Source organism: Candidatus Thorarchaeota archaeon (assembly GCA_013388835.1).
Classification (GTDB): Archaea; Asgardarchaeota; Thorarchaeia; order Thorarchaeales; family Thorarchaeaceae; genus JACAEL01.
The window spans coordinates 1-16589 of sequence record JACAEL010000005.1; the positions used below are offsets into that span (position 1 = coordinate 1).

Genomic DNA, 16589 nt, shown 5'->3' on the forward strand with positions numbered 1-16589 from the left:
ACTCTGATGTTGCCAAAGAACTCGGCATCCGTGGGCTCACCCCCGTCGATTGGCATAGGAAGCACGCTCAGGGACGTGCGGTGCGTACTCTCGTCGCCATCGTTTCTGCTTGCAACGTTCGCCACGTTCACGCTGTTTTTTATCCGGACTGGTGTGCGCACCACTCTGGTTCCGCTTTTCGCAGGTAATAACCTCGGGCTTGACACCAGTGCCATCGGCCTGATACTAACGCTTGCCGCCATATCGACTGCCATCACAATGGTGCCGATGGGACGGCTCTCTGACAGAATTGGCCGTAGGAACCCACTGGCTGTCTGCCTGCTACTGACAGCCTTCGCCACACTGCTCATCCCCTTCTCAGTAGACTACCTCACGATATCAGTCAACCTCATTGTCTACGGAGCATTCGTGGGTTTCTCTGGACCTATGGCCGCCTACGTGACTGACCTATCTCCGCCGGACAAGATTGAGGTGTCAATGGGGCTTTATCGGATGATTAGTGACATTGGATTCGTGGTAGGTCCTCTCCTGCTTGGCTATGTCTCCGACATCACTGCAACACCCGTTCCGGGTGAGACGCATATAGGTGCAATCGGAGTTCTGCCATTTGTAGTGGCCGCCGCATTGCTGTTCGTTTCGGGACTCTCTCTCCTGCGTGCTGCGGACCCGGTTCGCCAACGAAGGGACGCACCACAGTCCGAGCCGCACCCCTAGTCCGGAAGGCTGCTTCACAGTCAGCACTCCGAGGTGCACGAGCCGCTGCAGAACGTACCAGTCAAACCTCTTCGACTGTCACTGAATGGGAAGTTCTATACATCTCTCCCGACAGATGGTCTGATTGTCAGACAAGCCGCCAGTATGATGGCAAGGTGCTCGCCACGAGGCTTCACAAGGATCGGCCGTGTCCGTCACCACAAGTAGTCTCGCGTTTTGAACGACGATGATGCTAACCGAACATCTCTTTGATACACTTGCTACACAGTATCTCGGATGTGCCATCGCTCTTCAGGACTACCTTCTGGCACTTGGCACACACAGGGCCAAAGCATCGATGACAGAGCACCATCTCTGATACGCGCCGAATCCTTCCGCAGCTGGCGCACAGGTTCCTTGTCCCTCTGCCCCTGTAGTCAAAGAGAGTTCGGACCATTGCGGCCGCGTCCTCCTTTGTAAGGCGGCCCGCTATCACCTCTTCGGAACCGCAAACACGACGACGAGCGGCGACATCCCTGCTGACATATACGGTATGGACACCACATCGCCTCAGAGCCTCTTCATGGACATCTTTGCAGGGATAATCCTCGTACTGGCGTCCTTTGTCGTCCACTCGACAGTGAAACGGCTCGTCGAGTCTCATGCCAGGCATATTGGCGTCACGCGTGCATTGGGATACACCACCTCAGAGATACAGAGGTCATACCTGATCCCGCTCTGTATGATGGGCTTCGTCCTCACTCTCCTCGGGACACTGGCCCGGATTGCCCTTGGTCCTCTGACCTCGCAGCTATTCCTCGACTCATACGGACTCTCCTCCGTGCCCACACAGGTGTCCATACCCACTGTTGTCTTGGCACTCATCACGGGACCAATGTCCGTCTTCATCGCAGCATATGTGCCAATACGCAGGATCTCTGGATACGAACCGGCGAGGGCCATAAGGGGTCTGGTGATGCAGCCGGTCACTGTAAGATCGATCCTCATAGAGAGAGGCCTCCGACTTATCGGTGTGAGGGGGTACATCGTGAAGTACGTGGCGAGGGGCCTGTCACTGAACCGAACAAGGACTGCCCTGATGGTCCTCGGGATAGCTCTCGGGGCCGGTCTCGCAGGAGCAATGGACCTCACTGCGTCCAATATGGGGTCAAGCATCGACTGGTACATGGATGCAAATGAACACTGGGACCTGCTCGTGGACTTCGAGAGACCGCTCTCTCTGAACGAGGCACAGTCAGTTCTGTCGCTCGTTCAGGACATAGATCACTACGAACCGTTCCTGAAGACCGGTGCGCGGATAGAGGCCCCCTCAGGTATGCGTTTCACAAGTCTGGTCTGCATCGACATGGAGGGCGCGCTCCACACGCTCGATGTGGTCGATGGTAGTCTGCCTGATAATGGAACCGAGATTGCAATCGCATCCCAGACTTCCATGTATCTTCACATCGGTCTGCATGACTTGGTCAACCTCACACTTGGCAGCACGACTGAGAGGCTCGTGGTCTCAGCGCGACTCTCTTGTAGATATACTTCCAAAGAAGTGGGACCGCAGCCGACGGCTCAGCCACTGCTCCATTTCACAGTCAGAGCCGGTGTAGGCGCTCCGTCGCTGTCGGACGACACGAACGCTTGTGACTCTGCAATACGTCTGACAATGGAGCCAGACGGACTTGGCTGAGGGACTCGTCGAGTCTCGGTCCTCGCAGGATGGCGTCGTCCTAGTCTGGCACGAACACTCCACTCATCGGTGTCACTTCCAGTCCCTCTGCTCTCAAGCGCTTCACGAATGGGGAGATGCCCACCGAGTCTGACGACATGTGTCCTGTGGCGATGAGATTGCCTGAGCCCGAGTATGACTGGAGCTCCTTCAGGTCGCTCTCTCCGATGTGCATGTATATCACTGTTGAGACCCCTGCGTCAAAATAGGCCTTTGCAACTCCGGCACCTCCGTTTGTTCCTCCCGCCATTGCCACGACCCATCGCCCCAAGAGATTGTCAGCTGAGCCCAATGCAACGATCGGTGCAGTGAGTCCCATCTTCAGCTCGGGGAGCTCTTTCATCGCAGCCACAGCATCTTTGACTCTCGGTTCTTTCACAGACGAGACTGCCTTCTCAATGGCCTCGATGAAGCGCTTCCTGCATATGATGTCAAGAGGGAGATGCACATTCATAAGGGGCATGTTGAGCAGCTTGGCCGCTGAGACCACCCGGTCATAGTTGCTCACATGTGCATTGAGTCGCACGCTCTCCAGACGGGGGCGAATTGCCTTCTCAGCTATGTGCGGTGGAACACCCGCTTCAATCATCTGCTGAATCTGCCGCTCGACGACCTTGTCGAACTGAGTCCTTGTGGTGCCTCCCGGTGGATGATGCGCTATCACCAAGTCGTAGTCGAGTTGTCTGGCAAGCAACAGCTCTGCGGTCTCTATATCTATCCCGAACAGAACCTTCTTCACGTCCCTTCCCGGCACATGAATCCCGGAGTCCGCCGGAACATGGTCAAGACCAGCCATATCAAGTGCAATCTGCATTATTCGTTCAGTGTCCATAGGAACTGCCTCCTTTGATGACCACCGCGTACCGTAGGCCATAAGTGTACTTGTAAGACTCTGGAACCAGGTGTCCGCTCATGTGGAGAAATGCTCTCCTTCTCGGAGTGGTCTCTTGAGCGAGGATTCTGACTGCGAGCTAACCGAGTACGGAGTCCTCGACCCGTGCAGACGACTCGGCTGGCCACATAGAGCAGCTTATTAGCACCTCAAGAGTGAATAATGGTGACCCCATGAGTAAGGGAAGCAGAGGACTGATTCCGAATTGAGTGAGAAGATCTATGTCATTAGCTGCAGTGAAGACCTGAAGAGCATGGGAATGGACCGAATGAGGACGGGCATGGAAGGGATGGGTGAGATTGTGTTGTCCCTTGATTGGAGTAAGGTCCGGTTCGTCCCAATAGTGGCTGCTGAGAGAGCTCATTTCAAGGAGGGAGAGACCAAGATCCTATCAATCCGTAGCATAACCGTCCCCCCTTACGCAATGGTCATCCAATCGTTCTATGGTGTGAATGGCATGGGGCATGCGACCTGCATTGGCTCAATGAAGTTTGCCCGTCCGGACAGCGAGAGAGTTGCTGACAAGGCAATGTTCCGCAGCCGACTCGATGCGTCAGTCCTTCCCGGAGACCTACTTGGACAGGTGTTCATTGTACCGGGAAAGAAGGCGTAGCTGTCGTTACAACGATAGTGTCTTGTCGTACTCCTCCATGAGGAGACGCACAATTGTAGGATAGTCCACCTGTGTCACGTCCATGGCCAGTCTGTTTGATAGTCCTCTCTCTTCCAGATGGGTCCTGGAAGCATAGACCGGGACTCTCAAAGAGGCAATGAGTTTCGAGTGGGGGCATCCCTTGTCTGCCATATAGACGCCGTCTTGAATCAATAGCACACCGACTTCGTTATCTCCTCTGCGGAGAGCGTCCACGGTCTCAGACAGATTCATGCAGTCAGTGGACACCACTATTAGGTACTTGCTCATGCTCGTTCCTCCTAGAATGTGATTATCAGTTCGCTGTCATTGAACAGCCGGGAAAGTCCCTCCTCATCGAGCACCTCGACGCCATCAGACAGCTCATCGGTGCTGATTCCACGTTCTCTCAGAGACCTCGCACTGACGCATGTACGCCCCTCGAAGCACTCATAGGTTGACTAGAACATGCGAATCGGGGCGGTATCGATGTTCTTGAGGAGTGCGTATACGCCATCTCCCATGAACAGCATCACTGGCCGATGGTCCATCCCGAACATGCCAACTGCAGCACGCCAGCCCTCGAAGTTGATGATCTTTCCGAAAGGTCGGCTCTTGATAAGAACCATGACGTTTCTCTCTCTGAAGTCCATAGTGATACCTCCTAGTGGCCGAGTGTGATGAACCGGTCGCACTGACCTACGATCTCAGCGAACTCGGTGAGTCCCGACACCTCAACACCTTCGATGAAGTCACTTCCCTTCTGGTCAAACCCTCTCGCTGATGTGCACAGACCACAGGCCTGAAACTCGACACCCGCATCGGCAAGCTCCTTGAAGCGCTTGTTCATGGGGACGTCAGGGTCGGGGTCTTGGTTCAGTTTGGCATTGTTCACCCCGTCCACAAACAGAAAGACCTTGACATCGTATCCCTCTTCCAATGCGGCTCCTGCAAGCTGATAGAGCGTGTGGGAGTTCTGGTATGTGTATGGGCCCGTCATCAGGAGTATGCCGAGCACTTTCTTCTGCAAGAATCTCACCTCAGATAAGATGACCGAGCGAGTCTATACCGCATTAAAAAACGTTGGTCTGTGTACGTTGATGCTCCTCCAAGTGAATCACTCCGGTCTCTCAACGAGAGACTTGGTCTCATACGGAAACTGCCAGACGGTCCACGTATTCGCCAGTATGAATTGATGTGATTGAAACCCCGTGCAGCGAGCACGGTCACTCCGAAGATGCCTCAGTTCAGGCAAGATTGATAAGAACGGTGCATGGAGGGAGCGAACGGGCGCGGAATTGAATTGACCGCGGAGTGGATCGTATGGATTTCATCACAATCCCATGTACTACTCGAAACGGGGCGAAGCGAGAGTTTGAGTGGGATGCAGATGAGAGTTCCCTTTTGCTCGACAAGTGCGAGATTGTCGAGGTTGACCTGCGTCCTCTCGCCAATGCGAAGAGTCTAAAGACGCTCAGCATCAGTGCAAACCGGATTGTGCAGATTGACCTGACCCCTCTGGCAGGCTGTGAGGCACTTGAGAGCCTCAACCTATTCAAGAATCCTCTGACCGCTATAGACCTGACCCCTCTCTCATCCTGTGTTCGACTGCAAGAGCTGAATGTAGGGGCCGGCGCGCTCACAGTGATTGACCTGACCCCGTTGTCCAGGTGCACGGACCTCAGAAGGCTTCGACTCTTCGGCAATAAGCTCGTCCAAGTTGAGTTGCATCCGTTGGCTGCCTGTTCGGCGCTTGAGACACTGGAACTCGAGAACAATAGCCTTCACACAATCGACCTGTCGCCATTGAAGAGGTGTGCCCGCTTGGTTCAGCTCAACCTCATGTACAACGCTCTTGAGAGAATAGACCTATCGCCGCTCTCCGCGTGTCGGGAGCTGAAGTACCTGTACCTCCAGAGCAATTCACTCAAGTCAATCGACCTGAGCCCACTGTCTGAATGCTCCAGCCTGACAATCCTGAGGCTTGGAGGAAACGAACTGGCGGCTGTGGACCTTGACCCTCTATCGAAGTGTCGGGGCCTGAGAAGGCTTGAGCTCGCCATGAATGGCATCGACTCACTTGACCTGACGCCTCTGTCCAGCTGCATGGAGCTCCGCGCGCTTGATGTTGCGGGTAACGCGTTAAAGACACTGGACCTTGCGCCATTGGCGGAGTGCACTTCACTTGAAGAGCTGTATCTCTTCTCAGACCACCCTCACGAGAATGCGTTCACCGAATTGGACCTGTCGCCCCTGTTCAGGCTCCGCGACCTTGAGGACCTCGGTCTTCCGGAGAAGGTGGACTTGGTCGCTGATGAGGACCTGAAGAGACTCAAGGCCAAGTCGCCAGCAGTTGAGGAGTTGATTGAAGAGGAAAGAATCCACTGGAAGTGAGCAGCGTGCGACCTTGCGGTGTAGGAGCGTCATGCCGAGTCGATGCACGAGTGGTCTGAGGAATGAGGGCAGATCGGTGGTCCTCCGATGCTAGTTCGAAGTCCATATATGCGTGTGCGATTGCTCCTGACACGGTGAAGCTCATTGGTTGTCGAGTTTGATGAAGAGACCAAAGAGAAGGTCCGGGAGATGTTCGCTGCTCTCGACCATGATGTCACGATGCACGTATTCATACGGGATCACTCGTGCCTCTACTGCAATGACACACTTGCAATCGCTCAAGAGGTGGCGGACCTGTCACCCAAGATTCATGCAAAGGTTCACAGAGGGGAGCTCAACACAGAGACTGCTGCAAGACTTGGAGTCAAGCTGACGCCTGCAATCGTACTCCACGGGAAGGAGCAATACAAGGTCCGCTTCTACGGAATCCCTGCTGGGCATGAGTTTGGGGCATTAATCGGGTCGATCGTCGACGTTTCAGCGGGCGTCGTGCCGCTGCCACCCGATGTGATTGAGGATATCAAGGCTATCGACCGGCCAGTGCGCATAAAGGTCTTCACCACGCCGCAGTGTCCATACTGCCCCGGGATGGTTCGACTGGCACATCAATCAGCGATAGTCAACCCGTTGATTGAGGCTGACATGGTGGAAGCATTGGAGTTCCAGGAACTGGCCGCGAAACATCAGGTGTATGGCGTGCCGAAGACAGTCTTCAATGAGAGTGTTTCCGTCGAGGGCCTGACTCCACCAGAAATCTTTGTTGAGAAGTTGTACGATGCTGTGGGGAAGTGACAGTCACAGACGGCCACACAGCGAACGGACGCATGAGACTGTGTCGAGTGCGGTGGTTGTCGTCATGCGGTCCGCGCGTTTCGCCACTTGAGCAAGGACCGCGGCACTCGGAAACAGAGTCTACCTGACTTGCGCGTGAGTCGAGCGGTCGTTAGCTTGTGACGTCTGGGATCTGTAATCTCGGACGGGAGAACTGTGACTCAGGCCTTCCGAAGGATTAGTCGAACATGAGGAGTCAGCACACTACCACGCCCTGAGAGCGACCGCGTTCAGGTGTCTACGGCTGCTTGGCCGGGGACTGGTGCCAGCCTTGACACACACCATAGCGTCAGAGTAACGAACCAATGAAGAGACAAGTCCGCCGAGTACCAGCGGTCATGGCTGTTCGCTGCGGGCATAAACAACGGCCTGCTCGCTCACATACTTGTAAGCCTGATAGAAGGCATGGACGCCCTCAGCCACGCCGGTTATGGCCTGCTTGAACTCCGTGTCCGCCACATCACCTGCAGCGAACACCCCGGGTACATTGGTCCTGCTTGACCTGTCGATTATGATCTCGCCCTTGGCATTCACCTTAACGCCAAGCTTCCTTGCCAGTTCAGACTGAGGAATTCCGCCAATTGCGACGAACACCCCATCGACTTTCAAGTGGTTCTGACCGTTGAACGGTCGGTCCAGCTTCACCCCTGTCACGCGGTCAGTCCCGCTTATCTCCGTGATGTTCGTCTCGGTAAGGACCTGAATCCTCGGTTCTCTCTCAATCCGCGCGGCATTGATCGGTTCTGGCCGTATCTTCTTGCCGCGATAGATCATGTACACCTTTGGGCAGTACTTTGCAAGGAGAAGTGCCTCTTTGGCTGCACTGTCGCTTCCCCCTATGACTGCCACAGTCTTACCGTTGTACAGCGGCGCGTCACACAGAGCGCAGTAGCTGACACCGCGGTTCCTGAACTCGTCGTGGCCCGGTATCTCGAGCTCCCTGTCCTTCATGCCCGTGGCAAAGAGGACTGTTCGTGCAACGTACGACTTGCTGTCAGTCACGACATAGAAAAACCCGTGTTCATCCCTGAAGACATCCCGGACGACGGCGACTTCCATGTCGACGGGGTACTCCTGGGCGTGCGCCTTGAGCTTCTCCGCAAGCTCCTTCCCCGTGAGCTGAATGAACCCGGGATAGTTGGCCACGTCGTCGGTGAGTGTGATTGTCCCGCCATCCACCTCTCCAATCACTGCACAGGAGAGACCGAGACGTGCTGCATACATTGACGCGGCGTACCCGGTCACTCCGCACCCTATCACAACGAAGTCATACACTTCCAGTGCCCTCCAGTTTCCTCTTTAGCCTCCGTTCAACTCTCCTGTCGAAGCCCACGAACACCTCGCCATCAATGACAGCAACAGGGACTGCACGTTGCTTGCTGACTTCAAATAGCTCCCGGACGACATTGTCACCGTCAAGAATGGACTTCTTCTCCATTTCGACACCGTTTGCTGCGAGAAACTCGATGAGCTTTGCAGCGTGCGGACACTGAGGTGCGATGTACACTGTAGCCTTCATGAGCCTGCCAGCCTCCTCTGTGCGGATTCCAGGAGGTACTCATGAGGGCAACGTGGTCCCGGTTGATATAACTTGCGACCTGTAACCGGCGGCTGTCAACTCAGGCCTTTGATGAATCCCCTCTTCAGAGGGCATTAGCTCACGGAGCACTCCATTCACGACCGTGCCCCGCTCTGCAACCGCTACTGAACAGTCATAAGCACGAACGCACATACCAGTCTGCAAAACAGAATCGATGAGGAGAACGATGGACATGGAAAAGCAAGAGACCCTCAAGTTTATCGATAGGCAGATAGAACTTGAAGAGAGGATCATCCGGATTGTAGAAGAGGTCACATCCAAGCTTGGAAGCGACTTCGTGAGGGAACTCCTTACAGGCATCAGTCAGGACTCGAAGAAACATGCCATCCTTCTGAAGGCTCTACGAAGAGCTGTGGAGAGTCCGACGCCCTTCATTAGTACCAGAAACCGCGACGATGTTGCGAGAGGCATTGACAAACACATCCAGCTCGAAGCGAAGGCCGTGGAGACCTACCAAGAGCTTGCAGACAAGTCGGACAACGAGCAGGTCAAGACCATCGCGCTCATGATACGGGAAGATGAGATTCGACACCACCAGCTGATGAAGGAGCTTCACAAGACTATCGTGGAACAGGAGACCCTCAGTGAGGACCTGATTTGGGAGCTCATCTGGAAGGACTCGCCATGGCATGGTAGTCCCGGTGGCTAGGGGAGACCTCTCTGACCAGAATCACTCCGTTGTGCAGTGTGGCTTCCTAGATGACACCGAGGTCGGAAAGCTATGTCCAAGTGCTGCACAACGGAGGTTGTCCATGCGGACGCAATCATGGTCTGGATGGCCGCGTATTACCACTTGAGCGAATCTGTCCAATGCGAGGCCGTTAGCAGAGACTCCGAGAGTCATGTGAGTGTGTCTGAAGGATTAGGAGAGAGAGGTCCACTGGTGTGCTGTGACACTCCGTTGTGTATGGCCTAGTTGGAGTACTTCTCAAGCTTCCGTGTGAACTTGTAGTCCAAGCTTTCGATTCCAATGCCGGTCTTCGCAGAGATCATCTGAGTTTCAATGCCGTATGGTGAAGCCAGGCGTGTCATCTCCGCTTCCACCGAGTCGAAACTCCCTCCTAGCAGGTCTATCTTGTTTCCCACTAGGATGAACCGGTCGCCGTCGCCGTTTCGTACACGCAGGTTGCTGTTCTCTTCAATCAGTGGAATCCAGTAGCCAAAGATGCTATCCAGTGTGGCGAGTTTGGTGACATCGAAGAAGAGTAGTCCCAGCTTGGCTCCTCTCACCATTCCCTTGAGACTCTCAATGAATCTCAGCTGGCCCCCAAAGTCCCAGAGGGACAGAACCACCTCACGTCCGTCCGGAAGGACCACCTTCTTGGTGTCGAAACTTGCGCCGACTGTGGTCTTCAGCAGGGCAGGGTCTGGAAAGATTCCCTTGGTCCATCTGGATGTGAAGCTGGTCTTTCCGCACTCGGTTTCTCCCAAGACCACCGCCTTCACAATTGTCATGGCTCATTCCTCGCGGTCGTTTCGGAGTAGTCGATTCTGTGTCCGCATTTTACTCTATTGCTTGCGAACTCTGGGCCGTAGACGAATCGGACTGCTTGCAGCCAGCATAACTCCGCACAGAACTGTAAGACCTGCGCCAAGAATGGGTCCCAAGTCCTCAATTGTGAATATCACTATCGCATACATGAGGGCCATAAGCGAGAATACCACGAAGTTACGTCCGGCCCTGCCTGCGCCTGCCGCCCTGAGTCTCTGTGCAACTATCAGGTAGCCTATGATTCCAATCACAATCATCAGTGCGAGGTAGGGGAAGATGGTGTCGTAGACCCAGCGCCCTCCACGGACGTAGTAGTTCCCAAGGACGAGAAGGACCGAGCTGAACGAAATCAGTATGAGCCTAAGAGCCGCAAAGGCCTGAGGCTTCAGCAGAGAGTAGTGAGCTGCCATTGTGAAGCACACGACACCTACCAGTCCCATGATCCACTCTACGAAGAGTACGGCTTCGGGTTGTGTGCCTAGGGTCTCTATGAGCCCAAAAACGACCGAATGCGATGCAGCAAGCAGAGCTATCACAATCATCATCACAGCCATGTAGCGCGGGATGCGAGTGCCGCCCTCGGTTGCCTGCTCGACAAAGTACTCCAGAGGCGCGATTGCCACGAGACCAACAAAGAGCGCACCCAGAGCGAAGAGCCACACGTCAATTATCGACGATGTGAGAAGTGCGCTCATTGCAATTGGGATGCAGGTCAACAAGAGTGCGAAGAGTGTGAACAGCATGACCGCTCGACGCCATGGCTTCAGTAGGGATCCAAGGACTGAGCCCGAAACGACAACAGGCAAGAAGATGAGCATGAAGGCCTGTTGCCCCTCTGCGACCAATCCCTGGATTATGGTCGCCCATGACAGAAGAAACGAAACGTTGAGAAGAACGAGACCGACAGTGAACGGGGAGTAGGCGGTCAAGACCAACCATATGGCCAGGAGAAGGCTTGTGCTGAAGACGACTGCGGTCGCAGCGATCAGTACAGGAGAGGTCTCGGTTGGTGTTGTCGCCGTGAACGCGACTGTTAGGGCAGTGACTCCGAGTGTGATCGCGAGGCCCAGCTGGGGCAGCCGCCGACTCGACGTTCCCACATGAATCGCGCAGTTGATCGTGCACAGGAAGAATGCCATAAGCACTGGCCTTTGCACCACCGTTCCCTGCACGAAGGCTGACATGACGACACTCACGGTCAGGAAAACACAAGCCCCTGCGAAGAGCAGGAGCGCAACGAACGTGTTGGTGGTGACTCGTTTTCTTATGCCCCTCAGTGTCAGCAAGAAGCTAACAGTTGTCGCTGATATGATTACGACTGAGAGGAGAGCGCCCACCTGGAATGCAAGGTCGAAGTCCATCTGTCTCTACACCTCCTTTGAGGACCGCTTCAGCAGCCTCATTCTCTTCATCCCGGCCGGGTTGCTTCCCAGGAGTAGTATGGTCGCCGCACTCATCAGAGTGAGTACGACAAAGAAGGGGATGGAATCGGAGAACATTGCCACGATGCCTATTGCCACTGCTGCCATCACAAAGCGGAAAAAGCGTGAGGCTGCGGCCCTTGATCCGGTGCGCCTCATTGAGAGTGACACACGGATGAACATGGCGATGGCGAGAATCATAAGAATGGCGACGGGGATATAGAGCGGCTGCAGCTCCCATCTTTCGACACCAGCCATGTCTGCCCGCACATAGGGGTGCCCTAAGGTTATGAACACAGAGTCAGCAACAACAAAGAAGTCCACGGCGCGACTGATGGACTTGTCGCTGAGTGTTGATGACAAGGAGGCGAGAGTGAAACAGCTGATAGCGAGGACTCCGATCACCCAGTCAGTGAAGAGCAGACCCAGATCCCAGGGCTGTACGAAGTCTAGCACTTCCATCCAGTCTCCCCCGATGAAGGCATACGAAAAGTCCACGGAGTGAGTGGATGCAAGTAGTGAGACAAGGATGAGGGTCAACGACAGAAAGACAGGTGTTCTGGCTCTGGTAATGCTTGCCTGATCCAGGAAGTACCCCAGAGGTACCATCAGACAGATGGATGCCAGCCCAGCCACGAGTGCGTAGGCAAATACGGGGTACTGCATTGACATGAGCGACCCATAGCATAGCATGGTCATGTTGATCATTGCGAAGAAGGAGACACTCAGACTGATGATGTATCTCCAAGGTCTGAGCATCGATACGAGTACCGCCGCAGACACCACCGCCGGCATGAAGACGAGTGGAAAGTAGTGGGGCGAAGTCTCGAGGACTCTGAGAGAACGAGTTGCAGCAGCAATCATCACCAGATTCGTCAACACAAGAGTGGACACCGAGAATGGAGATGGGGCGGCTATCACGATTCGGATTGCCAGCAATAGTGAAATGATATAGAGCGATGCGGTCGTTGCAATCAACATCGTATTGGTGAGGTCACTAGGGACGAACGCAGAAGCTGTCGCAATGCCACCCAGAATGAGAACTCCTGCCGCAGTTACGCGTCTCCTTATGTCACTTGTTTCAAGGATTTGCAGCTGTGCAAGGATAAGCATGGCATAGAACAGACCCAGCCAGGCACGATATCTCGTAGAGTCTGGTGGACTTAGCACGAGAGTGACCACAATCATCGGCACAGTGGCGCAGGCTGCTCCAAAGAAGATGAGTCCTCTTCGAGTGGCCGCGGACACCTTTGTACGGATACGAAGAAACCCGCGGAAGAAGAGCAGGAGCGACCCTGCAAGCAGTAGAGCTGAAACCACGACTCCTGCAAAGAGCGCATCTGCATAGTCCATGTCAAAGCCTCCGAACTATCTCCAGAGATCTCCAATCTCTTTTCCTCTCTTCTTGACGAGGTCATCGATGCTTGAGGACAGTTCCTCGTTGCTGGCCAACGGTCTCTTGACGATTGCCTTCAGTGCGTCGCCAGTTTCGCGTTCCCCATCGCCCTCGCATATGAAGAGGTGTTCCTTGACCGTTGCATATCCGATGACTCCGCGCTCTGACTTCATGAACATTGGCTGACCCTCGTCCGTTGTCTCAGCATGCTCAAGTGCCGCCGAAACCAGCTGAACAATGCCGGTCAGAAGGGCGATTCTCTCATCATTTGACTCTTCCCTCGGATAGAGGACAGCCGACTCCATATTCTCGAGCTTCACCCGTGCCACAAGTCTAATGACCACTACCTGTCAACCTCCAAAGGCTTGCTTGAGCCAGTCAACCTCAGAACCCTTCTTCTTTGAGTCAGACCTCACGGGGACGACCACATCTCTGATACCCAGTCCGCTCGGTGAGTTGTAGAGCGTCACGAGCAACTCGTGGTCCTTCTCACACTTCACGATAAGGGTGGGGGACCGTCCCTTGGTGGAGATCTCCTCCTTTATCTTGGCGGCTTCAGTTTCACTCAGGCGAACGACTGCCTTGCTCTTGCATTCTGGACAAGAGAACACTATGGTTTCGTCCATGGTCCCACACATTAGTGGCCAGCTAAGCGACTATTATAGGTTATTTGGATGGTATGGTTCGACCTCGCCATCATGACTAAGACATAGCATCGGTCACGACGCCTTTATGACACGTTATCTGAGCCGCATAGCTGCAGGGCATATCACACCGAGGGGTTACTCCTCCTACTCCGCGTGAGTGCGTCAGACCTTCACCATGGTAGTGACTGCTATCAAGTCAGGAAGACTCTGACATGGCGTGTACAGTAGCACCATAGCTCAAGGCTTATTTGTCGCCTATCCGTTGTTGCAGGGAATCAGGACGGCGAATTCAGAATGACTGTTGAGGATATCATTCGTACTGATGGCGGACCCGCTCTGGTTCTCTCCAATGAAGCGGTCGTCCGAGGTGCTCTCGAGTCAGACGTGAAGGTTGTGGCTTTCTATCCGGGGAGTCCAACCTCTGAGATACTTGACTCGTTCGGTGAGCTCTTGGAGCACTTTGGAGACTACAAGATGCATATCTCGGCCAACGAGAAAGTGGCACTTGAGACGATAGCGGGTGCCTCCATGGCGGGCGTGCGGTCATTCACGTCGATGAAGAGTGTTGGCATGAATGTTGCCAGCGACTCAATGTTCAGCATCGCCTACACCGGACTCAGAGCTGGTGCTGTGTGTCTGATAGCGGACGACCCTCATGCTCACTCCTCGCAGTCAGAACAGGATGGACGTTACTTTGGAGAAGCAGCCTATGTTCCGATGATCGAGCCCTCCACCGCTCAAGAGGCCTACGAGATGACGAAGTGGGCGTTCGAGGTCTCGGAGCGGCACAGAACGCTTGTGATAATCCGGACGACTACTCGCGTTAACCATCAGAGAGGCGTTGTCCACTTCGGTGAACTCAGGAGGACTCCCTTTGTCAAGAAGAAGTGGCAGGATGTGAAGGGAGAGTACTTCACCGTCGGGGCTGTTGCAAGAGCGTTAAAGGCCAAGCTGCTGGCGAAGCGGGACGCACTGCGTGAAGAGTTCGAGAAGAGCTCCTTCAACCGGATAGAACCCGGGGAAGGGAGAGTTGGAATCATCACAGCTGGCGTGTGCTATCTCCACTCAAAGGAAGCGATGGACAGTCTGCAGGTGAAGCTGCCAGTCCTGAAGCTGGGCACTCTGCATCCGCTACCGGAGCGTATGATATCTGAGTTCATTGCTACACTGGATGCCGTTGTGGTGGTTGAAGAGCTCTCACCGTACCTTGAGACCCGAATCGCTGCTATCGCCAAGGATGCCAGACCCGGTCTCCGTATCTTCGGAAAGAAGAGCGGTCACTTCAGAGAGATGCTGGAGTACGACGTCCCCATTGTTGAGAAGGCTCTGGCGAAGGTCCTAGGAATGAAGACGAGTCTTGACTACGATGCCGTATTGGCCAGGGCAGAGCAGCTTAAGAGGGGACTTCCGGAGAGGAATCCCATCTTCTGTCCGGGATGTCCTCATCGTGGAACCCTCTGGGCGTTCAGACAGGCACTCGACCGACTCCGAATCAGGAAGGGCATCGTGTTCAACAACGACATTGGGTGCTACTCAATGGCATTCCTCTCACCGAACAGCTTCAGTGACTCCATGCTTGCAATGGGTGCATCGGTCGGACTCTCCGCAGGAATGCAACTCGTGCTTGAGGACAAGGTCATAGCAATGGTGGGCGACAGCACGCTATACCATGCAGCGCTGCCCGGAATAGTCAATCTCATTCATCACAGTGCGAATGTGACACTTTTCGTCCTTGACAATGCTGTCACTGCCATGACAGGCCAGCAGTTCAACCCCAATAGCCCCTATGATGCTGGAGGAAGGCCGGCAGTCAAGATCAACATGGAGAAGCTGTTCGAAGCACTGGGTGCCAGATCAGTCACGGTCATCGACCCCTACCAGACCCGGGACTGTATAAAGCCCATAATGGAGGCCATATCAGCGGAAGGATTCAATGTGATAATATCACGTCGGGAGTGTGCGCTGTATGGCGACCGTGAGAAGAAGAGGCGTGGTGAACCAATCGTGCCAAGCGAGAACGACCGGGATGCATGTCGCAGTATCTATGCGTGCATGAAGGAGTTCTACTGTCCGGCTATAGTCGTTGATCCCAATGACCGGAAGATGACAATACAGCAGGACCTCTGTGACGGCTGTCTTGAGTGCAGACAGGTCTGTCCGGTACACGCCCCGCATCACGTGGGAGAAGGAGGTCGATAGTATGCACAAAGACACTTACAACATAATCTTCACCGGCGTGGGGGGTCAGGGGCTGATGCTCCTCTCTGCAGTCCTTGGTAAGGCCGCCCTACTCTCAGGAATGGACGTCATGACAGGCGAACAGCATGGTCTCTCACAGAGAAGCGGTTCAATCTACGTCCACTTCAGAGTCGGCAGACCGATGTCACCACTCATCCCGTATGGGAAAGCTGACCTGATGATCTCAATGGAGGCAACAGAGGCATTGAGATATGTTGAGTACCTTCGAGACGGAGGGGTTGTCATCATGAGCAGCAGGGTCATGCCGCCGCCCGGAGAAACTGAGCGGGTCGCGCTGGACAAGAAGAAGACAGAACAGTACTTCACAGTCGAGCAAGTACGAGAGAGACTGAGTCAGGTCACATCGAGGCTGGTCGTACTGGACTCGCTTGCTCTTGCAGTTGAGGCAGGCAATCCACGGACAGAGAACTCGGTCCTCGTGGGTGCAGTGTGTTCATGCCCTGACTTTCCAATCCCTGCTGAGAAGGTGCGAGAGGCACTCTTGGGACTCGTGCCCCCAACTACAAGGGATGCCAACTCAAGAGCATTTGACCTGGGCATGAATTCTGGAGCAGCTTGTCTCGGGAACTAGTGGGACTAGAGGCTCGCACTAGAG

General features: G+C 54.5%; 20 protein-coding genes. 8 read left to right on the forward strand and 12 right to left on the reverse strand.

Annotated elements, in window-relative coordinates; all coding sequences use genetic code 11:
* Positions 1 to 714, forward strand: a 714-nt coding sequence (locus tag HXY34_00535) for an MFS transporter (protein NWF94610.1), incomplete at its 5' end; no start/stop codon positions are given.
* A 232-nt stretch (positions 715 to 946) separates the two neighbouring features.
* On the opposite strand, the gene HXY34_00540 is transcribed toward HXY34_00535, so the two are convergent.
* The gene (locus HXY34_00540) at positions 947 to 1150 is read right to left on the reverse strand and encodes a hypothetical protein (protein ID NWF94611.1); all 204 of its coding nucleotides are present in this window, start codon (positions 1148 to 1150) and stop codon (positions 947 to 949) included.
* A 96-nt stretch (positions 1151 to 1246) separates the two neighbouring features.
* Between HXY34_00540 and HXY34_00545 the strand changes: the two genes are divergently transcribed.
* Entirely contained in the window at positions 1247 to 2392 is a 1146-nt protein-coding gene (locus HXY34_00545; protein ID NWF94612.1) for an FtsX-like permease family protein, read from the forward strand.
* Between the two features lie 40 nt (positions 2393 to 2432).
* Here HXY34_00545 and HXY34_00550 read toward each other — a convergent pair whose 3' ends face one another.
* Entirely contained in the window at positions 2433 to 3263 is an 831-nt protein-coding gene (locus tag HXY34_00550) for a Nif3-like dinuclear metal center hexameric protein (protein ID NWF94613.1), read from the reverse strand.
* A gap of 265 nt (positions 3264 to 3528) precedes the next feature.
* On the opposite strand from HXY34_00550, the gene HXY34_00555 reads away from it, so the two are divergent.
* Positions 3529 to 3936, forward strand: a complete 408-nt coding sequence (locus tag HXY34_00555; protein NWF94614.1) for a DUF22 domain-containing protein — start codon at positions 3529 to 3531, stop codon at positions 3934 to 3936.
* A 6-nt stretch (positions 3937 to 3942) separates the two neighbouring features.
* Here HXY34_00555 and dsrH read toward each other — a convergent pair whose 3' ends face one another.
* From dsrH to HXY34_00570, 3 genes are all read right to left on the reverse strand, one after another.
* Positions 3943 to 4245 (reverse strand): sulfurtransferase complex subunit TusB, encoded by a 303-nt coding sequence (gene dsrH / locus HXY34_00560; GenBank protein ID NWF94615.1) that lies wholly within the window; start codon positions 4243 to 4245, stop codon positions 3943 to 3945.
* A 170-nt stretch (positions 4246 to 4415) separates the two neighbouring features.
* Positions 4416 to 4607 (reverse strand): hypothetical protein, encoded by a 192-nt coding sequence (locus tag HXY34_00565; protein NWF94616.1) that lies wholly within the window; start codon positions 4605 to 4607, stop codon positions 4416 to 4418.
* 11 nt (positions 4608 to 4618) lie between these two features.
* The gene (locus tag HXY34_00570) at positions 4619 to 4984 is read right to left on the reverse strand and encodes a DsrE family protein (protein ID NWF94617.1); all 366 of its coding nucleotides are present in this window, start codon (positions 4982 to 4984) and stop codon (positions 4619 to 4621) included.
* 293 nt (positions 4985 to 5277) lie between these two features.
* Between HXY34_00570 and HXY34_00575 the strand changes: the two genes are divergently transcribed.
* Together HXY34_00575 and HXY34_00580 are read left to right on the forward strand one after the other, a co-directional pair.
* Positions 5278 to 6348 (forward strand): leucine-rich repeat protein, encoded by a 1071-nt coding sequence (locus HXY34_00575; GenBank protein ID NWF94618.1) that lies wholly within the window; start codon positions 5278 to 5280, stop codon positions 6346 to 6348.
* A gap of 144 nt (positions 6349 to 6492) precedes the next feature.
* Entirely contained in the window at positions 6493 to 7140 is a 648-nt protein-coding gene (locus HXY34_00580) for a thioredoxin family protein (GenBank protein ID NWF94619.1), read from the forward strand.
* Between the two features lie 375 nt (positions 7141 to 7515).
* Here the strand turns inward: HXY34_00580 and HXY34_00585 are convergent, their stop codons facing one another.
* Positions 7516 to 8454: an FAD-dependent oxidoreductase gene (locus tag HXY34_00585; protein ID NWF94620.1), complete on the reverse strand. Its 939-nt coding sequence runs from the start codon at positions 8452 to 8454 to the stop codon at positions 7516 to 7518.
* On the reverse strand, positions 8447 to 8698 hold the full coding sequence (locus HXY34_00590) for an NrdH-redoxin (protein ID NWF94621.1): 252 nt from the start codon (positions 8696 to 8698) through the stop codon (positions 8447 to 8449). Before HXY34_00590 ends, HXY34_00585 begins: the two co-directional genes overlap by 8 nt.
* 253 nt (positions 8699 to 8951) lie before the next feature.
* Here HXY34_00590 and HXY34_00595 point away from each other — a divergent pair, with 253 nt between their 5' ends.
* Positions 8952 to 9428 (forward strand): ferritin-like domain-containing protein, encoded by a 477-nt coding sequence (locus HXY34_00595; GenBank protein ID NWF94622.1) that lies wholly within the window; start codon positions 8952 to 8954, stop codon positions 9426 to 9428.
* A gap of 263 nt (positions 9429 to 9691) precedes the next feature.
* Here the strand turns inward: HXY34_00595 and HXY34_00600 are convergent, their stop codons facing one another.
* Genes HXY34_00600 through HXY34_00620 form a run of 5 tightly spaced genes read right to left on the reverse strand, consistent with a single transcriptional unit; the run spans position 9692 to position 13714 of the window.
* Positions 9692 to 10234 (reverse strand): GTP-binding protein, encoded by a 543-nt coding sequence (locus HXY34_00600; protein NWF94623.1) that lies wholly within the window; start codon positions 10232 to 10234, stop codon positions 9692 to 9694.
* 54 nt (positions 10235 to 10288) lie between these two features.
* Positions 10289 to 11632: a hypothetical protein gene (locus HXY34_00605; protein NWF94624.1), complete on the reverse strand. Its 1344-nt coding sequence runs from the start codon at positions 11630 to 11632 to the stop codon at positions 10289 to 10291.
* A gap of 6 nt (positions 11633 to 11638) precedes the next feature.
* The gene (locus HXY34_00610) at positions 11639 to 13045 is read right to left on the reverse strand and encodes a hypothetical protein (protein NWF94625.1); all 1407 of its coding nucleotides are present in this window, start codon (positions 13043 to 13045) and stop codon (positions 11639 to 11641) included.
* Positions 13046 to 13060: 15 nt separating this feature from the next.
* The gene (locus HXY34_00615; GenBank protein NWF94626.1) at positions 13061 to 13432 is read right to left on the reverse strand and encodes a hypothetical protein; all 372 of its coding nucleotides are present in this window, start codon (positions 13430 to 13432) and stop codon (positions 13061 to 13063) included.
* Positions 13433 to 13438: 6 nt separating this feature from the next.
* Positions 13439 to 13714: a hypothetical protein gene (locus HXY34_00620; GenBank protein NWF94627.1), complete on the reverse strand. Its 276-nt coding sequence runs from the start codon at positions 13712 to 13714 to the stop codon at positions 13439 to 13441.
* A 315-nt stretch (positions 13715 to 14029) separates the two neighbouring features.
* Here HXY34_00620 and HXY34_00625 point away from each other — a divergent pair, with 315 nt between their 5' ends.
* Positions 14030 to 15934, forward strand: coding sequence for a 4Fe-4S binding protein (locus tag HXY34_00625; protein ID NWF94628.1), 1905 nt, complete (start codon positions 14030 to 14032; stop codon positions 15932 to 15934).
* A gap of 1 nt (position 15935) precedes the next feature.
* On the forward strand, positions 15936 to 16565 hold the full coding sequence (locus HXY34_00630; protein NWF94629.1) for an indolepyruvate oxidoreductase subunit beta: 630 nt from the start codon (positions 15936 to 15938) through the stop codon (positions 16563 to 16565).
* Positions 16566 to 16589: the final 24 nt, after the last annotated feature.

Coding starts and splice junctions, on each gene's coding strand:
- HXY34_00630 (NWF94629.1), top strand. CDS start 15,936: ATGCACAAAGACACTTACAACATAATCTTCACCGGCGTGGGGGGTCAG.
- HXY34_00550 (NWF94613.1), bottom strand. CDS start 3,263: ATGGACACTGAACGAATAATGCAGATTGCACTTGATATGGCTGGTCTT.
- HXY34_00625 (NWF94628.1), top strand. CDS start 14,030: ATGACTGTTGAGGATATCATTCGTACTGATGGCGGACCCGCTCTGGTT.
- HXY34_00540 (NWF94611.1), bottom strand. CDS start 1,150: ATGGTCCGAACTCTCTTTGACTACAGGGGCAGAGGGACAAGGAACCTG.
- HXY34_00595 (NWF94622.1), top strand. CDS start 8,952: ATGGAAAAGCAAGAGACCCTCAAGTTTATCGATAGGCAGATAGAACTT.
- HXY34_00575 (NWF94618.1), top strand. CDS start 5,278: ATGGATTTCATCACAATCCCATGTACTACTCGAAACGGGGCGAAGCGA.
- dsrH (NWF94615.1), bottom strand. CDS start 4,245: ATGAGCAAGTACCTAATAGTGGTGTCCACTGACTGCATGAATCTGTCT.
- HXY34_00620 (NWF94627.1), bottom strand. CDS start 13,714: ATGGACGAAACCATAGTGTTCTCTTGTCCAGAATGCAAGAGCAAGGCA.
- HXY34_00610 (NWF94625.1), bottom strand. CDS start 13,045: ATGGACTATGCAGATGCGCTCTTTGCAGGAGTCGTGGTTTCAGCTCTA.
- HXY34_00565 (NWF94616.1), bottom strand. CDS start 4,607: ATGGACTTCAGAGAGAGAAACGTCATGGTTCTTATCAAGAGCCGACCT.
- HXY34_00590 (NWF94621.1), bottom strand. CDS start 8,698: ATGAAGGCTACAGTGTACATCGCACCTCAGTGTCCGCACGCTGCAAAG.
- HXY34_00605 (NWF94624.1), bottom strand. CDS start 11,632: ATGGACTTCGACCTTGCATTCCAGGTGGGCGCTCTCCTCTCAGTCGTA.
- HXY34_00545 (NWF94612.1), top strand. CDS start 1,247: ATGGACACCACATCGCCTCAGAGCCTCTTCATGGACATCTTTGCAGGG.
- HXY34_00600 (NWF94623.1), bottom strand. CDS start 10,234: ATGACAATTGTGAAGGCGGTGGTCTTGGGAGAAACCGAGTGCGGAAAG.